The organism is Gordonia alkaliphila, assembly GCF_039542465.1.
Lineage (GTDB): Bacteria > Actinomycetota > Actinomycetes > Mycobacteriales > Mycobacteriaceae > Gordonia > Gordonia alkaliphila.
The window spans coordinates 74,749-89,943 of record NZ_BAABIE010000010.1 but is presented as its reverse complement, the minus strand read 5'-3'; the positions used below and the strand labels follow the sequence as shown (position 1 = coordinate 89,943).

The 15,195-nt window shown below is 68.6% G+C and carries 15 protein-coding genes; 10 read left to right on the top strand and 5 right to left on the bottom strand.

Going from position 1 to position 15,195, the window contains the following annotated elements:
- Positions 1-54 precede the first annotated feature (54 nt).
- The 8 genes from ABD989_RS11865 (at position 55) to ABD989_RS11830 (ending at position 6,970) form a co-directional block, all read left to right on the top strand.
- A complete protein-coding gene (locus tag ABD989_RS11865; RefSeq protein ID WP_345313632.1) occupies positions 55-684 on the top strand; it encodes a TetR/AcrR family transcriptional regulator in 630 nt (209 codons plus the stop codon).
- A complete protein-coding gene (locus ABD989_RS11860; protein WP_345313631.1) occupies positions 681-1,280 on the top strand; it encodes a TetR/AcrR family transcriptional regulator in 600 nt (199 codons plus the stop codon). Before ABD989_RS11865 ends, ABD989_RS11860 begins: the two co-directional genes overlap by 4 nt.
- 36 nt (positions 1,281-1,316) lie before the next feature.
- On the top strand, positions 1,317-2,534 hold the full coding sequence (locus tag ABD989_RS11855; protein ID WP_345313630.1) for an acyl-CoA dehydrogenase family protein: 1,218 nt from the start codon (positions 1,317-1,319) through the stop codon (positions 2,532-2,534).
- A complete protein-coding gene (locus ABD989_RS11850) occupies positions 2,527-3,543 on the top strand; it encodes a phosphotransferase family protein (RefSeq protein ID WP_345313629.1) in 1,017 nt (338 codons plus the stop codon). Before ABD989_RS11855 ends, ABD989_RS11850 begins: the two co-directional genes overlap by 8 nt.
- Complete coding sequence (locus ABD989_RS11845) at positions 3,540-4,280, top strand: SDR family NAD(P)-dependent oxidoreductase (RefSeq protein WP_345313628.1); 741 nt, start codon at positions 3,540-3,542, stop codon at positions 4,278-4,280. Before ABD989_RS11850 ends, ABD989_RS11845 begins: the two co-directional genes overlap by 4 nt.
- A 3-nt stretch (positions 4,281-4,283) precedes the next feature.
- Positions 4,284-4,967, top strand: a complete 684-nt coding sequence (locus ABD989_RS11840; protein ID WP_345313627.1) for a histidine phosphatase family protein — start codon at positions 4,284-4,286, stop codon at positions 4,965-4,967.
- A gap of 52 nt (positions 4,968-5,019) precedes the next feature.
- Positions 5,020-5,442: a nitroreductase family deazaflavin-dependent oxidoreductase gene (locus ABD989_RS11835; RefSeq protein ID WP_345313626.1), complete on the top strand. Its 423-nt coding sequence runs from the start codon at positions 5,020-5,022 to the stop codon at positions 5,440-5,442.
- A 259-nt stretch (positions 5,443-5,701) separates the two neighbouring features.
- A complete protein-coding gene (locus ABD989_RS11830; RefSeq protein WP_246992825.1) occupies positions 5,702-6,970 on the top strand; it encodes an ROK family transcriptional regulator in 1,269 nt (422 codons plus the stop codon).
- 27 nt (positions 6,971-6,997) lie between these two features.
- Here the strand turns inward: ABD989_RS11830 and ABD989_RS11825 are convergent, their stop codons facing one another.
- From ABD989_RS11825 to ABD989_RS11810, 4 genes are all read right to left on the bottom strand, one after another.
- Positions 6,998-7,816, bottom strand: coding sequence for an ABC transporter permease (locus ABD989_RS11825; RefSeq protein ID WP_345313674.1), 819 nt, complete (start codon positions 7,814-7,816; stop codon positions 6,998-7,000).
- 14 nt (positions 7,817-7,830) lie between these two features.
- Positions 7,831-8,796 carry an ATP-binding cassette domain-containing protein gene (locus ABD989_RS11820; RefSeq protein WP_345313625.1) on the bottom strand — a complete coding sequence of 322 codons (966 nt, stop codon included), beginning with the start codon at positions 8,794-8,796 and terminating at the stop codon, positions 7,831-7,833.
- Positions 8,797-8,861: 65 nt separating this feature from the next.
- Positions 8,862-9,758 carry an adenylate/guanylate cyclase domain-containing protein gene (locus tag ABD989_RS11815; RefSeq protein WP_345313624.1) on the bottom strand — a complete coding sequence of 299 codons (897 nt, stop codon included), beginning with the start codon at positions 9,756-9,758 and terminating at the stop codon, positions 8,862-8,864.
- Positions 9,755-10,942 carry a TetR/AcrR family transcriptional regulator gene (locus ABD989_RS11810; RefSeq protein WP_246992819.1) on the bottom strand — a complete coding sequence of 396 codons (1,188 nt, stop codon included), beginning with the start codon at positions 10,940-10,942 and terminating at the stop codon, positions 9,755-9,757. The genes ABD989_RS11815 and ABD989_RS11810 overlap by 4 nt, the downstream gene beginning before the upstream one ends.
- A gap of 122 nt (positions 10,943-11,064) precedes the next feature.
- On the opposite strand from ABD989_RS11810, the gene ABD989_RS11805 reads away from it, so the two are divergent.
- Both ABD989_RS11805 and ABD989_RS11800 read left to right on the top strand, forming a co-directional pair.
- Positions 11,065-12,276 (top strand): acetyl-CoA C-acetyltransferase, encoded by a 1,212-nt coding sequence (locus tag ABD989_RS11805; RefSeq protein WP_345313623.1) that lies wholly within the window; start codon positions 11,065-11,067, stop codon positions 12,274-12,276.
- 33 nt (positions 12,277-12,309) lie between these two features.
- Complete coding sequence (locus tag ABD989_RS11800; protein WP_345313622.1) at positions 12,310-14,505, top strand: 3-hydroxyacyl-CoA dehydrogenase NAD-binding domain-containing protein; 2,196 nt, start codon at positions 12,310-12,312, stop codon at positions 14,503-14,505.
- A 155-nt stretch (positions 14,506-14,660) separates the two neighbouring features.
- Here ABD989_RS11800 and ABD989_RS11795 read toward each other — a convergent pair whose 3' ends face one another.
- Positions 14,661-15,161 (bottom strand): hypothetical protein, encoded by a 501-nt coding sequence (locus ABD989_RS11795; protein ID WP_345313621.1) that lies wholly within the window; start codon positions 15,159-15,161, stop codon positions 14,661-14,663.
- Between the last annotated feature and the right edge of the window lie 34 nt (positions 15,162-15,195).

Here is a 15,195-nt window from a genome sequence, read left to right as displayed (position 1 = left end):
GCTTATTCAACTCGTGCCTGCGGCGAGTGTCAAGAGTGTCAAGATTGACGGGTGATGTCGTCGGCGAATGAATTCGAACCCGTGCTGCGCGCCTACGGCGGGGAGGCCGGCGACGCCCGCGTGGCTCGCCGTCGTGCCGCCCTGATCGAGGCGGCGCTGGACATGCTGGCGCAGGACGACGACGGCACGGTTACGGTGCGTGGCGTCTGTGCTCGCGCGGAACTGACGCCGCGCTACTTCTACGAGAGCTTCCCCGGCATTGACGACCTGGTGGCCGCCGCCTACGACGGGGTGATCGCGCGGATCACCGAGCAGGCGCTGGGGGCTTTCGCGGCGGGCGACGATTCGACGGACAAGGTGCGCGGCGCGGTCGACGCGGTGGTCGGGGTGATCGAATCGGATCGACGGGTCGGGCGACTCCTCTTCGCCGACACCGTGCGCAGCCCGGTGGTGTCGCGCAAGCGGGCCGAGTCCACCCGACTCTTCGTCGCTCTCACCGGCGATTCGGCCGTCGAGGCCGTAGGGGTGGCGCCGGGTCCGGTCACCACGGCGGCCGCCTACTTTCAGGTCGGTGGCCTGGGTCGATTGCTCGCAGCGTGGACCGAAGGCGAGGTGCAGGTGGACCGCACTCAGCTGGTCGACGTATGTGTGCACCTGCTCCTGGGGTTAGGTTCGTTGCCATGACCACTTGGCGCGACTATGGCCCGCCCGATCTGCCGGCACCGCTCTCCGCGGCGCTGGAAGCCTTCGCGGAGAGCGGATATCACGGCACCACGGTGCGCGACATCGCCTCTCGTGCAGGGCTCTCGGTACCCGGCCTCTACCACCACTACCCGTCCAAACAGTCTCTGCTGCAAGGTCTTTCGGAGCTGACGATGGAGGAGCTGCTGGGCCGCAGCGAGGCCGCGCTGGCCGAGGCGGGCGCGGAGCCGCTGGCCCGGTTCGACGCTCTCGTCGAGTCGCTCCTGCGCTTCCATATGTACCGGCGCGCCCAGGCCTTCGTCGGCTCCACCGAGGTGCGCAGCATGGATCCGGAGTACCGCGCGGTCTACATCGGGCACCGGACGCGACAGCAGCGGATGGTCGACGACGCGGTGGACGACGGCGTCGCCGCGGGAATCTTCACCACCGAGTTTCCGCACGACGCTGCGCGCGCGCTGTCGACCATGTGTGTCGGCGTCTCCACCTGGTACCGACCGGGCGGCGGGCAGACGCCCGAACAGCTCGTCGAGCGGAACCTGGTGTTGGCGCGCGATCTTGTGGGGTACAGTCGCGGGTGACCGAGCGATCGTTCGGTGGGGAGTGAGTGAGCTGAGATGACCATCGACCTGTCCTACAGCCCCGAGGTGACCGACCTCGTTGCGCGGACCCGTACCTTCATCGACGACGTCGTGCTGCCGCTGGAGAACAAGTTCGCCGGCGACATCGTGGCGGCCGGCGGTGACGATCTGCGTCGCGACCTGAATGCCCAGGCCAAGGAGGCCGGCATCTTCGCGCCGCACGCACCCGTCGAGTTCGGCGGTCTGGGGCTGAACATGTCTGACCGCTCGCCGGTTTTTACCGCGGCCGGCCGATCGACTTTCGGCCCCGTCGCCCTGCACCTCGGCGCCCCGGACGAGGGCAACGTGCACATGCTCGCCGAGGTCGCCAGCCCGACCCAGAAGGATCGCTACCTGGCGCCGCTGGCCAAGGGTGAGATTCGCAGCGCCTTCGCGATGACCGAGCCCTCGCCCGGTGCCGGCGCCGACCCGAACGCCCTGCGTACCCATGCGGTGCGCGTCCCCGGCGGCTGGAAGATCAACGGCATGAAGCGGTTCATCACCGGTGCCGACGGTGCGGGCATGTGGATCATCATGGCGCGCACCAAGGGCGAGCCCGGCGATCGCGGCGGCGCGACGATGTTCCTGGCGCCCGCGGGCACGCCCGGCATCGAGGTGGGCCGCTACGTGCACACCTACGACCGCGGCATGATCGGCGGACACTGCGAGGTGACCTTCACCGACGTCTTCGTGCCCGACGAGGACGTCCTCGGTGAGCCCGACGAGGGCTACCGCTACGCGCAGGTGCGCCTCGGCCCGGCCCGCATGACGCACGTGATGCGCTGGATGGGTGTGGCCGAGCGGGCTCACGACATCGCGCTCGACTACGTCGGCACCCGCGAGGGCTTCGGCGGCAAGCTCGGCGACCTCGGCATGATCCAGCAGATGGTGGCCAACAACGAGATCGACCTGGCCGCGACCCGCGCACTGCTGACCAACGCCTGCTGGGAACTCGATCAGGGCGAGCACGCCTCGAACTCCACGTCGATCGCCAAAACCTATGGGGCCGAGGCGTTCTCGCGGATCCTGGACCGTTGCGTGCAGATGTGCGGCGGCCTCGGCGTGTCCGAGGATCTGCCACTGGCCCGGCTCGCCAACGAGGTGCGTCCGTTCCGCATCTACGACGGCCCCTCCGAGGTGCACCGTTGGGCGCTCGCCAAGCGGGCCGTCGGACGTGCGCGCAAGGCCCGCGAGGCGGGCGTGCGCAATGTCTGATCATGCCGGGCTGAAAGCTGCGGACCTGCGGAAGCTGCTGTCCGCCAACGGGATCGACGTGATCGGCGAGCTCGAGATCGAGTTGATCAGTGGTGGTCGGTCCAATCTGACTTACGTGGTGAGCGACGCCGAGCGGCGCTGGGTGGCCCGACGGCCGCCGCTCGCCGGTCTGACGCCGTCGGCGCACGACATGGAACGCGAATGGGCGGTGACCTCGGCGCTGTCCGGCACCGCGGTGCCGGTGGCCACCCCGGTGGTGATCGACCGGACCGGTGAGTTCATCGGCGCCCCGTGCACCGTGGTGGAGTTCGTCGACGGGCAGGTGATCCGGTCCGCGGAGGATCTGGACGCCTGGTCCGACCCCGACGTGGCGACCAACTTCGACGCGCTGGTGCAGACCCTGGCCGATCTGCATGCGGTGGACTATCGCGCCGTCGGCCTGGCCGACTTCGGCCGTCCGGAGGGTTTCGCCGCCCGCCAGGTGAAGCTGTGGACGCGGCAGTGGGGCCACGTGAAGACGCGGGAGCTGCCCGACGTGGAGCGCCTCGCCGATCTGCTGGCGGCGCGTACGCCCAAGCAGGCGCGGTCGACGATCGTGCACGGCGACTTCCGCATCGACAACACCATCGTCGCCCCGAACGATCCCGGCCGCATCGCCGCCGTCGTCGACTGGGAGATGGCCGCCCTCGGCGATCCGCTCACCGATGTCGCGCTGATGTGCGTTTATCGGGAGCCGGTCTTCTCGCAGGTCCTCGGCTTCGAGGCCGCCTGGACCAGCGACCGCTATCCCGACTCGGCCGCCATGGCGCAGCGCTACGCCCAGATCGCCGGCGCCGACCTCGGCGACTGGGGCTTCTACGTGGGGCTGGCCAATCTCAAGCTCGGTGTGATCGCCGAAGGCATCACCCACCGCGCGCTGCAGGGCGGCTCATCGGGCGCGGCGGGCGCCGAGCGGGCCGCCGAGGCCACCGCGCACTTCATCGACACCGGACTGAAAGCACTGCAATGACGACTCGTAAAGCCGCCCTCATCACCGGAGGGTCCCGCGGTATCGGTGCCGCCATCGCCGAACGTCTGGCCGCTCACGGCTGGGACCTCACCATCTCCGCACGCGGCCTGGATGCGCTCAACGAGCGCGCCGAGGCGCTGCGAGTGCACGGCGGACGAGTGGAGGTGGAGGTGGCGGACATGACCGACGACGCCGCCCTCGCCGACCTGACCGCGGCTCACACCGCCGCCTACGGCCGCTGCGATGCGCTGGTCATCAACGCCGGCATGGGCGTGATGGGTGCGGTGGAGGACTTCCCGGTGCGCCGGTTGGACCGCCTCTACCAGGTGAATCTGCGCGCCCCCTTCCTGCTGCTGCAGGGCATGTTGCCGACGCTGCGGGCCACCGCAGGCACCGACGGTGCGGCCAAGGTGATCGCCATTTCGTCGATCACCGGCGTCTACCCCGAACCGAATCTGACCGCCTACGGCTCCACCAAGGCCGCGCTGATCTCGATGTGCGAGACCTTCAACCTCGAGGAATCGGTGCGCGGTGTCTCGGCCACGGCCATCTGCCCGGGCTACGTGGACACCGACATGTCCGAGTGGACCAAGGGCGAAGGCGCGATTCCAGCGGAGGAGATGATCACCGGCGCCGACGTCGCGACCGTCGCACATGCGGTGACGCAGCTCGGGCGGTACGCGGTGCTGCCGCAGGCCGTGCTCAGCCGTCCCGGCACCAACCTGCACAGGGCCTGAGCCGTGGGTGTCATTTACCTGGTGCGCCACGGACAGGCGCCGATGCACGCGTATTCCACCGATCCGGTTCCGGCGGATGCGCCCGGGCTCACCGACCTGGGCGTCGAGCAGGCCGCAGCCACCGGACGGGAGCTGGCCCGGCAGGTGCCGGCGTTCACAGCGGCGGTGAGCGGCGGGCTGGCCCGCCAGGTCGCCACCCGCGACGCCGTGCTGGCCGCGTTCGGCGGCGTCCACGGCGGAACTCTGCCCGAGCCCACCGTGGACGCGGGCTGGGACGAGTACGTGATCCCGGCGCTGCCGGGCGGGCCGACGCCGGACCTGTACGGATCCCCGGCGGCCTACCAGCAGGTGCTCGACGCCGCGCTGCTCCGCTGGACCGCGGGCGCGGCCGACTCCGATGAGACGTACGCGGAGTACGTCGAACGCACCAGCGCCGCCGCCGATCGCGCGGTGGAACTGGCGGGGTCCGGGCAGACCGTGCTCGCCGTCTCGTCGGCAGGCACCATCACCGCGCTGATCGCTCGGCTCTGGGGTGTGCCCGCACAGTCGTGGCCCACGCTGGCCCGCGCCATGGTCAACGCGTCGTACACCAAGCTGCTCGTCGGACGCCGCGGCATCACCGTCGTCTCGATGAACGAACACGCTCACCTGTCGGCTACCGACGTCGGGATGGCGACCTTCCGCTGATCCCATCGCCGTATGCCCGCTGCCGGTGCGGCAGCGGGCGTACCGTCGTGGGATGAGCGACACACCGGAACTGAGCCCCGTCGGCTGGGTGCACGACCAGACACAGAAGATCCTCGACACCGGGACCACCGACTCGGTGGGTTTCGACGGCATGAAGGTGGTCCTGTTCACCACGACGGGGGCCAAGTCGGGCAAGCAGCGGTACGTGCCGCTGATGCGTGTCGAAGAAGGCGGCAAATACGCCATGGTCGCCTCCAAGGGCGGCGCTCCCGAGCACCCGTCCTGGTACTTCAACGTGAAGGCGCACCCGGAAGTGCTTGTGCAAGACGGGGATTCGCCGATCGCGATGACCGCGCGCGAGGTGTCCGGCGACGAGCGCGCGCACTGGTGGAAACTGGCCGTCGCCGCCTTCCCGCCCTACGCCGAATACCAGCAGAAGACCGACCGACAGATTCCGGTCTTCGTGCTCGAATGACTTGACATTCGTCACTCAGGTATTGCCGAAGGCGTCCGGGCTTGCTAGTTTGACCGACATGACCAGCAAGCTCGCCGCCGTCCCGGAGGTCACGTATGTGACCACCGCTTTGGGCTGCCGCCTGCCGCTTGCTCGTGTCCTTTGTTGTTGCCGAATGCGCTGACCCAGCTTCCATCCCGCTCATCGCGGGGCATTCATCGATGTGCGCATCCGCCGTTTCTCGGCCTGCGCACTCAGGCACCAAGGACACCGAACTTCCATGACTTCCACCCTCGACCGCCGGGTCGCCACTTCCATTCGTTCTGCCCAGGGATCGGCATATGCGCAACAAGCACGACGACGACGCGCGGCGCGCGTGACCGCCCCGTACGCGGGAGTGGCCAGCCTGCAGCTGTCCACCAAGGCCGCCGCCCTGGTCCTCCGTACCGCTCGCGTCTCCGGTCCCGTCTTCCGGGACGACGCCGCTGCCGCCACCGGCCTGTCCATCTCGACGGTGAACCGCCAGGTGAGCGCACTGCTCAAGGCCGGATTGATCCGCGAGCGCGCCGACCTGACACCGCCCGGCGCCGTCGGACGTCCGCGCGTGCCGTTCGAGATCAACACCGGCGACTTCCTCACCGTCGGCATCCACATCGGCTACCGCACCACCGCCATCACCACGCACGACCTCCAGCATCGCGTGGTGGGCGCGGTGAACATCGCCACCCCGCAGGCCGCGACGCCCGACGAGGTGGTCACCGCCATCGGGTACAGCGCCCGCCGATTCGCCGACCGCTGGGTGGGCAAGCGCCTGCTCTGGGGCGGCGTAGCCATCGGCGGCAAGGTGGACGAGAAGGGCGTCGTCGACCATCCGCGTCTGGGGTGGTCGGGGGTGCGGGTCGGCGAGCTGGTGGCCGAATCGCTGGGTCTGCCGGTCTCGGTGGCCTCGCACGTGGCAGCCATGGCCGCCGCGGAGCTGGTGGTGAATCCGGCCGAGACCAGCCAGAACTTCCTGTACTTCTACGCCCGCGAAATGGCCGGCATCGCGTTCAGCGTCGACGGCACCGTGCACACCCCGGCCGCCGGACCGCCCACCATCGGACACTTCCCGACCGGCGAGACCACCCTGTTGGATCCGGACAAGACCGGCCAGCTCGAGGCCGCGGTGAGCGACTCGGGCGTGCTGCGCGCGGCCGCAGCCGCCGGGCTGAACGTCGAGACCCTGGAAGACCTCCGCAATGCCGCGCGGACCGGCGACGACGTGGCGCACGGCATCCTCGCCGAGCGCGCCGAGGTGCTCGGGCGCACCGTCGCCCTGATGTCGGACATCTTCAATCCCGACCACGTGATCCTCGGCGGGCAGGCCTTCACCGACTATCCCGAGGCGTTGCCGCTGGTCTCCAAGGCGCTGCGGGCCACGTCGGTGGTCACCAACCGCGACGTCCGCGTCGCCCGGTCGGCGATCACGGTGCAGCAGAAGGCGGCCGGTGCCGCGTCGCTCGACGCGATCTACGCCGACCCGCTGGAAGCGCTGACCCACACCGCCTGAGCGGCGGTCTCGCACCGTCCGCGCCGGTCAGTCGGCGGTGCGTCGGTTGAATGCGCGGAGGGCGAGGGGCGCGAAGATCGCGGTGAGGCCGGCCGACCAGATGAGGGTGGCCAGCACCGGATGCTGCAGGGGGAGCGCGGCGTCCGGGCCCGCGTGCGGACCGTTGCCCCAGAGCTGTCGCATGGCTTGGACCAGCGACGACATCGGGTTCCACTCGGCGATGGTCCGCAGCCAGGGGGTCATCGGTGCGGTCGGGACGAAGGCGTTGGACAGGAACGTCAGCGGGAACATGGTGCTGAACATAAAGCCGTTCACCGCCTCCACCGACCGCAGCCACGAGCCGATCAGTACGCCGAACCAGATCATCGCGAAGCCGAAGACCAACACCATCACGAAGCCGAGCACGGCCTCGGCCGGGCCGGTGTGGATGCGCCAACCGATCGCCAGACCGGTCAACGCCATCACCACGATGCCGATGGACGAGTGCAGCAGGCTCGCGATCGACCGTCCGAGCAGATACGAGATGCGGTTGATCGGCAGCGAGCGGAACCGGTCGACGATGCCCTTCTCCACGTCGGCGGTGATGCCGGTGGCGACGATGAAACCGGTGAACGCGATGGTCTGCCCCATGATGCCCGGCAGCAGGTACGACGTGTAGCTGCCGCCGTCGGGCATCGGCATCGCCGGTCCGAAGACGAAGGCGAACAGCACCACGAACATGATCGGCTGGATGGTGACGTCGGAGAGCATCTCCGGCATGCGTTTGGTGTGGATCATGCTGCGGCGCACCATGATCGCCACTTGTTGCCACAACGTCGACGAGGTGGTGCTCGGGGCGGAGGTCATTGCAGTGGAGGTGCTCACGGGGTCTCCTCACCGTCGGTGGGGGTGGTGCGACGGCCGGTCAGCGACAGGAAGACGTCGTCCAGGCTCGGTCGGGACAGGCTGAGGTCGTCCACCTCGAAGCCGCCGGAGTGCAGCTCCTGGGCTACCCGGGTCAGGTCGGCCAGGCCGCCGGCCGGGAGGGTCAGGCTGCGGGCACCTTCGTCGACGAAGATCTCGGCGGCGATCGCCGCGAGTGCCTCGCGGGCCGGTCCGATCTGGTGGGCGTGGGTCAGGGTGGCCACCACGCTGGCCGACCCGGCCTGGTCCTTCAGCTGCAGCGGTGTGCCCTCGGCGATGATCTTGCCCTTGTCGATCACCACGATCCGGTCGGCGAGTTGGTCGGCCTCCTCCAGATACTGCGTGGTCAGCACCAGGGTGGTGCCGCGGGCGACGAGCTCGCGCAGCACGTCCCACAGCTCGTTGCGGCTGTGCGGGTCGAGGCCGGTGGTGGGCTCGTCGAGGAAGAGTACGGGCGGTGCGGTCAGCAGGCTGACGGCCAGGTCGAGGCGTCGCCGCATGCCGCCGGAGTAGTCCCGGACCACCTTGTCGCCGGCATCGGTGAGCGAGAACTGGGCCAGCAGTTCGTCGGACCGGGCGCGCAGCGGGCGGCGCGCGATGCCGTACAGCCCGCCGATCATCGCGAGGTTCTCCCGGCCGGTGAGCAGTTCGTCGACGGTGGCGGCCTGACCGGTCAGCCCCATGCTGCGGCGCACCATGTCCGGCTGCTCGTGCACGTCGAAACCGTTGACGCGGGCGGTGCCCGAGGTGGGCACCGAGAGCGTGGTCATCATGCGGACCACCGTGGTCTTGCCCGCGCCGTTCGGGCCTAGCACACCGAGGACGGTACCGGCGGGCACCGAGAAACTGACGCCGTCGACGGCGGTGAAATCACCGAATTTCTTGACGAGATCGACGGCCTCGACAGCGATCGCGGGTGTCATCTGTTCGAGGGTAATCGTCCGATCGCGGTGCGCGCCTTCCTTTTTATCGCCGTTTTATCCGCGGTCTACGAGGACCGGCGGTTCCGCGCCAGCGACGTGGCCCGCAGGCGTCGATAGCCGCGCACCGACAGTGCGCTGACATTCCGCAGGTACAGCGACGGATCATCGGCCAGGGCCTCGGCGAGATTCTCGTCGATCAGCGTCTTGCCCTCGTGTGCGCTGCTCGCCAGCCGGGCGGCGATGTTCACCGGCTCGCCGAAGACGTCGCCGAGGCGGGTCAGCGCGGTGCCCGCCGCCAGTCCCACCCGGAGTTTGAGCAGGTCGTCGTCCTCGCCGAGATCGTGCAGTTCGAGGGCCATCGCCGCGGCCGCGGACGGGGTGGGCGCGGTGAACATCACGGCGTCGCCGATGGCTTTGATGATCTGGCCGCCGTGCCGGTTGATCACCGTGTACGCGCCGGATTCGAAGGTGTCCAGCAGCGCGGCGAGTTCGTGGAGCCCGAGGCGGCGGGACAGGGCGGTATAGCCGACGATGTCGGCGAAGCCGATGATCAGCTCGACGCCCTCGGCGTCGGGAGAGTCGGCGGCCGCCTCGTCCTGATACGCGAGAAAGTTGTCCAGGTGACGGCGCCAGACCAGCTCCAATACGTGCGCCACGGCCGCGGCGAGCTCGTCGGTGGTCTGCGGGACGTTGGGATTGGCGGCGAGCGCGTGGATCTGATCGGCCTGCCATTCGGCGAGCCGTGCGGTGGATTGGCCGATCACGCGGGCCGCGGCCAGCTGCGCGGCCGGATCCATCTCGCCGTCCGAACCGACGAAGACGGCGAGGGCGGCCAGATCCTCCTCGGTGAAGCTCGCCTCACCGTCTGGGGAGTGGGTGAAACCGAAGGCGCCCCAAAGCTTTTCGCCGAACGACGGGTCGAGTCGGAGCTTCTCGATCATCTCGTCGCGGCGGTACTTCACGCGAGTAAGCCTTTCACGAGGTAGGCCATGCGCGCGGCGAACTCGGGCCGCGGGGTGCTGCGCGGCATGCGGACGGCGTCGAGCACGATGGCCAGCGCGGCGTGGATGGTCAGCGTGGCGACGGTGCGGTCCGCGTCGGGGTGGGCGGCCGACCACAGGTCGATCCAGCGCGCCACATAGCCGCGTTCCATGGTCACGAGTTCGGCCGCATCCGGGGTGCCGGCGAGGACGTAGCCGCTGCTCAGTGCCACCTGCAGGTCCGGGGAGGTGGTGATGGTCTGCACGTAGGAATCCACCAGGAGGTCCAGCAGCTCGGCCGGATTCGAGGTGATGAAGCCCGCGGCCATGGCGCCCGCCTCCAAGCGCATGGCGCTGCGTCGACCGATGGCCACCAGGATCGCTTCCTTGGCCGGGAAGTGCTTGTAGACGCTGGGTCCGGTGATGCCGACGGCGGCGCCGATGTGGTCCATGCCGGTGCCGGGGTAGCCGCGCTCGGCGAACAGTCGTGCCGCGGCGTCGAGGATCTCGTCGCGTCGGCCGCCTTCGCCGGGCAGCCCGACGACCGGATCCGGCAGCGGCGGCGCGAGCGCGGGCTGCAGGTCGAGGAGGCGCCAGATCAGTTGGCGCATAGTCGATTCCACGAGCGGGGCGTTGGCCTTCGCCTCCCGGCCGATGCGGCTGCCGGCCACCGACAGCACGGCGCCGGCCAGGTACATGGACTCGCGTTCGGATAGCGCCGGACGGCTCTCCGCGAGGGCGGCGGCCCAGCGGCGCAGCACGCGGCGGGTCCGGCGAACCACCTCGCGATTCTGCTCGTCGGACAGGTGCTGCCCGGACCAGCGCCACAGCGTGTGCGCACCGGGATCGGCCATGCTCAGCCGGGTCGCGGCGGTGACCACCGCGTGCGCGGGGTCCGGGTGATCGCGCGCGGCCTCGGCGGCCAGCGCGGACTCGGTGTAGGCCTCGAAGGAGTCGACGCCGCCCTGGGTCGCAGCGAACAGCAGGGCCTGTTTGTCGGCGAAGTGCCGGTACACAGTGGGGGTGCTGACACCGGCTCGCGCGGCCACGTCCGAGACCGACACATGCGGGTAGCCACGCTCGGTGAACAGCACCGTTGCGGCAGCGCAGAGCTGCTCGCGGCGGTCGATCGCGCGGGTGCGTCGGGGTGCTTTCGAGCTCGGCATGGTGAACCGACCATAGCCCAATTCGCTTGGAATTAACACGGATGTACCTGTGCCTATAGCCAAAAACGTTATTGAGGGTTAGCCTGGGGGCAACCATCTAGGTTCGTGTGAAAGGAACTCTTGTGCCTGACCAAGCATTCATCTACGACGCGGTGCGTACGCCTCGTGGCAAGCAGCGCGGCGGAGCGCTGCACAGCGTCAAGCCGATCGACCTCATCTCCGGTCTGATCGATTCGATGCTGGAGCGTCACCCCGACCTGGATCCGAAGGCCGTCGACGACGTCGTGCTCGGCGTGGTCTCGCCGGTCGGTGAGCAGGGCGCCGTGATCTCGCGTACCGCTGCTCTCAACTCGGGCCTGGGCGAGAGCGTCCCCGGCACCCAGATCAACCGCTTCTGCGCCTCTGGTCTGGAAGCCTGCAACCTGGCTGCGGCCAAGGTCGCCTCGGGCTTCGACGACCTGGTGCTGGCCGGCGGTGTCGAGTCGATGTCACGCGTGCCGATGGGCAGCGACGGCGGCGCCCTGTTCATGGACCCCGCCACCGCGTACGACAACTACATCGCCCCGCAGGGCATCGGTGCCGACCTGATCGCCACCATCGAGGGCTTCTCGCGTGAGGACATCGACAACTTCGCCGCCGAGTCGCAGCGTCGTGCCGATGTCGCATGGCAGGAGAACCGCTTCGAGAAGTCGATCGTCCCGGTCAAGGACATCAACGGCGTGACCCTGCTGGACAAGGACGAGCACATGCGTCCGGGCACCACCGCGGAAAGCCTCGGCAAGCTCAAGCCCGCCTTCCAGGCGCTGGCCGACATGGTCGGTTTCGACGACGTCGTGATGCAGAAGTACCCGAACGTGGAGAAGGTCAACCACGTCCACACCGGTGGCAACAGCTCCGGCATCGTCGACGGCGCCGCCCTGGTGCTCATCGGCTCGGAAGAAGCCGGCAAGCGCAACGGTCTCACCCCGCGCGGCCGCATCGTGGCCTACGCCGAGGTCGGCTCTGAGCCGTCGATCATGCTCACCGGTCCCACCCCGGCCACCGAGAAGGTGCTGGAGAAGGCCGGTCTGACCGTCGACGACATCGACGTCTTCGAGCTGAACGAGGCGTTCGCGTCGGTCGTCATGAAGTGGGAGAAGGACCTCAACATCCCCCACGAGAAGGTCAACGTCAACGGCGGCGCCATCGCCCTCGGCCACCCGCTGGGTGCCACCGGCGCGATGATCCTGGGCACCTGCCTGGACGAGCTGGAGCGCACCGGCGGTCGCTACGGCCTGGTGACCCTGTGCATCGGCGGCGGCATGGGTGTCGCGACCATCATCGAGCGCGTCTGAGCGACCTGAGAACGAAGGAAACGACTTAATCTCATGACTGACAACATGATCAAGTGGGAGAAGGACGCCGACGGCGTCGTCATCCTGACGATGGACGACCCCAACCAGGGCGCCAACACCATGAACGACCTCTACCAGTCGTCGATGGCCGCGACCGTCGAGCGCCTGGAAGCCGAGAAGGACGACATCACGGGCGTGGTGCTGACCTCGGCGAAGAAGACCTTCTTCGCCGGCGGCGACCTCAAGGACATGACCGCTGAGCGGACCCAGACCAAGGAAGAGATCGCCACCGCGATCACCGAGCGCACCAACGGCATGAAGGCCGTGCTGCGTCGTCTGGAGACCCTGGGCAAGCCGGTCGTCGCCGCCATCAACGGCGCGGCACTCGGCGGCGGCCTGGAGATCGCGCTGCACTGCCACTACCGCGTCGCAGCCGACGTCAAGGGCAACCAGCTCGGCCTGCCCGAGGTGACCCTCGGTCTGCTCCCCGGCGGCGGCGGCGTGGTCCGTACCGTCCGCCTGCTCGGCATGCAGGCCGCGCTGCTGAACGTGCTTCTGCAGGGCCCGCGCATGAACCCGACCAAGGCCAAGGAAGTGGGCCTGGTCAACGAGGTCGTCGGCAGCATCGACGAGCTGGTTCCGGCCGCCAAGGCCTGGATCGCCGCGAATCCCGAGGCCCAGCAGCCGTTCGACGTCAAGGGCTACAAGATCCCCGGCGGCGCACCGAGCAACCCGGCCGTGGCCGCGAACCTCCCGGCCTTCCCGGCCATGCTGCGCAAGCAGATCAAGGGCGCCAACATGCCGGCTCCGCGCGCCATCATGGCCGCAGCCATCGAGGGCGCGTACGTCGACGTCGACACCGCCGACCTCGTCGAGACCCGCTACTTCGTGTCGCTGGTGACCGGTCAGGTCGCGCAGAACATGATCAAGGCGTTCTTCTTCGACCTGCAGCACATCAACGGTGGCGGCTCGCGGCCGGCGGGCTACGACAAGTACACCGCCAAGAAGGTCGGCGTCATCGGCGCCGGCATGATGGGTGCGGCTATCGCCTACGTGTCGGCCAAGGCCGGCATCGAGGTGGTCCTCAAGGACATCGACATCGAGGCTGCCAAGCGCGGCAAGGGCTACTCGGAGAAGCTGGAAGAGAAGGCTCTCAAGCGCGGCAAGACCACGCAGGAGAAGAGCGACGCTCTGCTGGCTCGCATCCACCCGACCGTCGACGCCGCCGACTTCAAGGGCGTCGACCTCGTGATCGAGGCCGCGTTCGAGTCGGTCGAGGTGAAGGCTCAGGTCTTCCAGGAGATCGAGGACATCGTCGAGCCGGATGCCGTGCTCGGCTCCAACACCTCGACCCTGCCGATCACCATCCTCGCCGAGGGCGTCAAGCGCTCCGAGGACTTCATCGGTATCCACTTCTTCAGCCCCGTCGACAAGATGCCGCTGGTGGAGATCATCAAGGGCGAGAAGACCTCCGACGCCGCGCTGGCCAAGGTGATCGACTACACCCTGCAGATCCGCAAGACCCCGATCGTGGTCAACGACAGCCGCGGCTTCTTCACCAGCCGCGTGATCGGCACCTTCGTGAACGAGGCCATCGCGGCCGTCGGCGAAGGCGTCGAGCCGGCGTTCATCGAGCAGGCAGGCAGCCAGGCCGGTTACCCGGCCCCGCCGCTGCAGCTGATGGACGAGCTGACCCTGACCCTGCCGCAGAAGATCCGCAAGGAGACCCAGGCGGCAGCCGAGGCAGCCGGCGAGAAGCCGGCCGAGCACGGCTCGTTCGCCGTGGTCGACTGGATGGTCGACAACGGCCGCACCGGCCGCAAGGACGGCAAGGGCTTCTACGACTACGACGAGGCCGGCAAGCGCGGCCTGCTGTGGCCGGGCCAGCGTGAGCACTTCAACTCGGGCAGCAAGGTGATCCCGCTCGAGGACATGAAGGAGCGCATGCTCTTCGCCGAGGCGCTGGAGACCGTGAAGTGCTTCGACGAGGGTGTGCTCACCTCCGTCGAGGACGCCAACATCGGCTCGATCTTCGGTATCGGCTTCCCGGCCTGGACCGGCGGCGTGGTGCAGTACATCAACGGCTACGAGGGCGGCGTCGCCGGCTTCGTCGCTCGCGCCAAGGAACTGGCCGCGGCCTACGGAGACAACTTCCTGCCTCCGGCCTCGCTGGTGGAGAAGGCCGAAGCTGGCGTGAAGGCACTGACCAACGAGAACCTGGTCAAGTAACCTCACCTAGCGGAACACGACGGCCCCGGCCGACTCGCGAGAGTCGGACCGGGGCCGTCGTGCATCTGCTCGCCGGTGGCTGACGCCGACCGGAGTTTTAGGTCCGGAAAGGCCCCGTAGGGGTACCTTTCCGGACCAAAAACTCTTGGCAGCGGTCAGCGGTTGTCGCGCTTGGCCTGGCGACGCTTGCCGGTGGACTTGGTACTCGCTTCGTACTTCATCCGACCCGGGTTGGCGCGGGTCGCGTCGACCCGCGCCTTGCCCTTCGAACCGACCTTGCCTTTGCCTTTGCCCTTGCCCTTCGACGGGCCGGTGGATCCGCCCTGCGCGGCCGCCAGACGCTCGGCCTTCAACGCCTCCGCCGTCTCGTGCGCCACCACGGCCAGCTGACGGCTGACCCGGCTGAGCGCTTCCTCGAAGACCTCGGCGCGGCGGGCGCGCTTCACATTCGCCTTCTTGCCCTGCCCGCGCGCGCCCTTCTTCGCGACCTTCTTGGCACCGGTTCGGCGGTACTGGCCGACGTGCTTGTTCCGTGCGCGGCGCGTCCGCCGATGCAGTTTGAGCAGCTTCTCTTCGGAGAGATCTTCCAGTCGGTCGTCTTCGGTCGCGAGGACGAGCTGGTAGTCGGATTCGCTGAGGATGTTCTTGAGAGACATGTGGCAGCCATCTTCCGGTTGAGTGATGTACCGC

Excerpts from the sequence above, each read along its gene's own strand:
- ABD989_RS11795 (WP_345313621.1), bottom strand. The coding sequence starts at position 15,161 with ATGTCTCTCAAGAACATCCTCAGCGAATCCGACTACCAGCTCGTCCTC.
- ABD989_RS11845 (WP_345313628.1), top strand. The coding sequence starts at position 3,540 with ATGACGACTCGTAAAGCCGCCCTCATCACCGGAGGGTCCCGCGGTATC.
- ABD989_RS11865 (WP_345313632.1), top strand. The coding sequence starts at position 55 with ATGTCGTCGGCGAATGAATTCGAACCCGTGCTGCGCGCCTACGGCGGG.
- ABD989_RS11810 (WP_246992819.1), bottom strand. The coding sequence starts at position 10,942 with ATGCCGAGCTCGAAAGCACCCCGACGCACCCGCGCGATCGACCGCCGC.
- ABD989_RS11855 (WP_345313630.1), top strand. The coding sequence starts at position 1,317 with ATGACCATCGACCTGTCCTACAGCCCCGAGGTGACCGACCTCGTTGCG.
- ABD989_RS11820 (WP_345313625.1), bottom strand. The coding sequence starts at position 8,796 with ATGACACCCGCGATCGCTGTCGAGGCCGTCGATCTCGTCAAGAAATTC.
- ABD989_RS11830 (WP_246992825.1), top strand. The coding sequence starts at position 5,702 with ATGACTTCCACCCTCGACCGCCGGGTCGCCACTTCCATTCGTTCTGCC.
- ABD989_RS11835 (WP_345313626.1), top strand. The coding sequence starts at position 5,020 with ATGAGCGACACACCGGAACTGAGCCCCGTCGGCTGGGTGCACGACCAG.
- ABD989_RS11860 (WP_345313631.1), top strand. The coding sequence starts at position 681 with ATGACCACTTGGCGCGACTATGGCCCGCCCGATCTGCCGGCACCGCTC.
- ABD989_RS11850 (WP_345313629.1), top strand. The coding sequence starts at position 2,527 with ATGTCTGATCATGCCGGGCTGAAAGCTGCGGACCTGCGGAAGCTGCTG.
- ABD989_RS11825 (WP_345313674.1), bottom strand. The coding sequence starts at position 7,816 with ATGACCTCCGCCCCGAGCACCACCTCGTCGACGTTGTGGCAACAAGTG.
- ABD989_RS11800 (WP_345313622.1), top strand. The coding sequence starts at position 12,310 with ATGACTGACAACATGATCAAGTGGGAGAAGGACGCCGACGGCGTCGTC.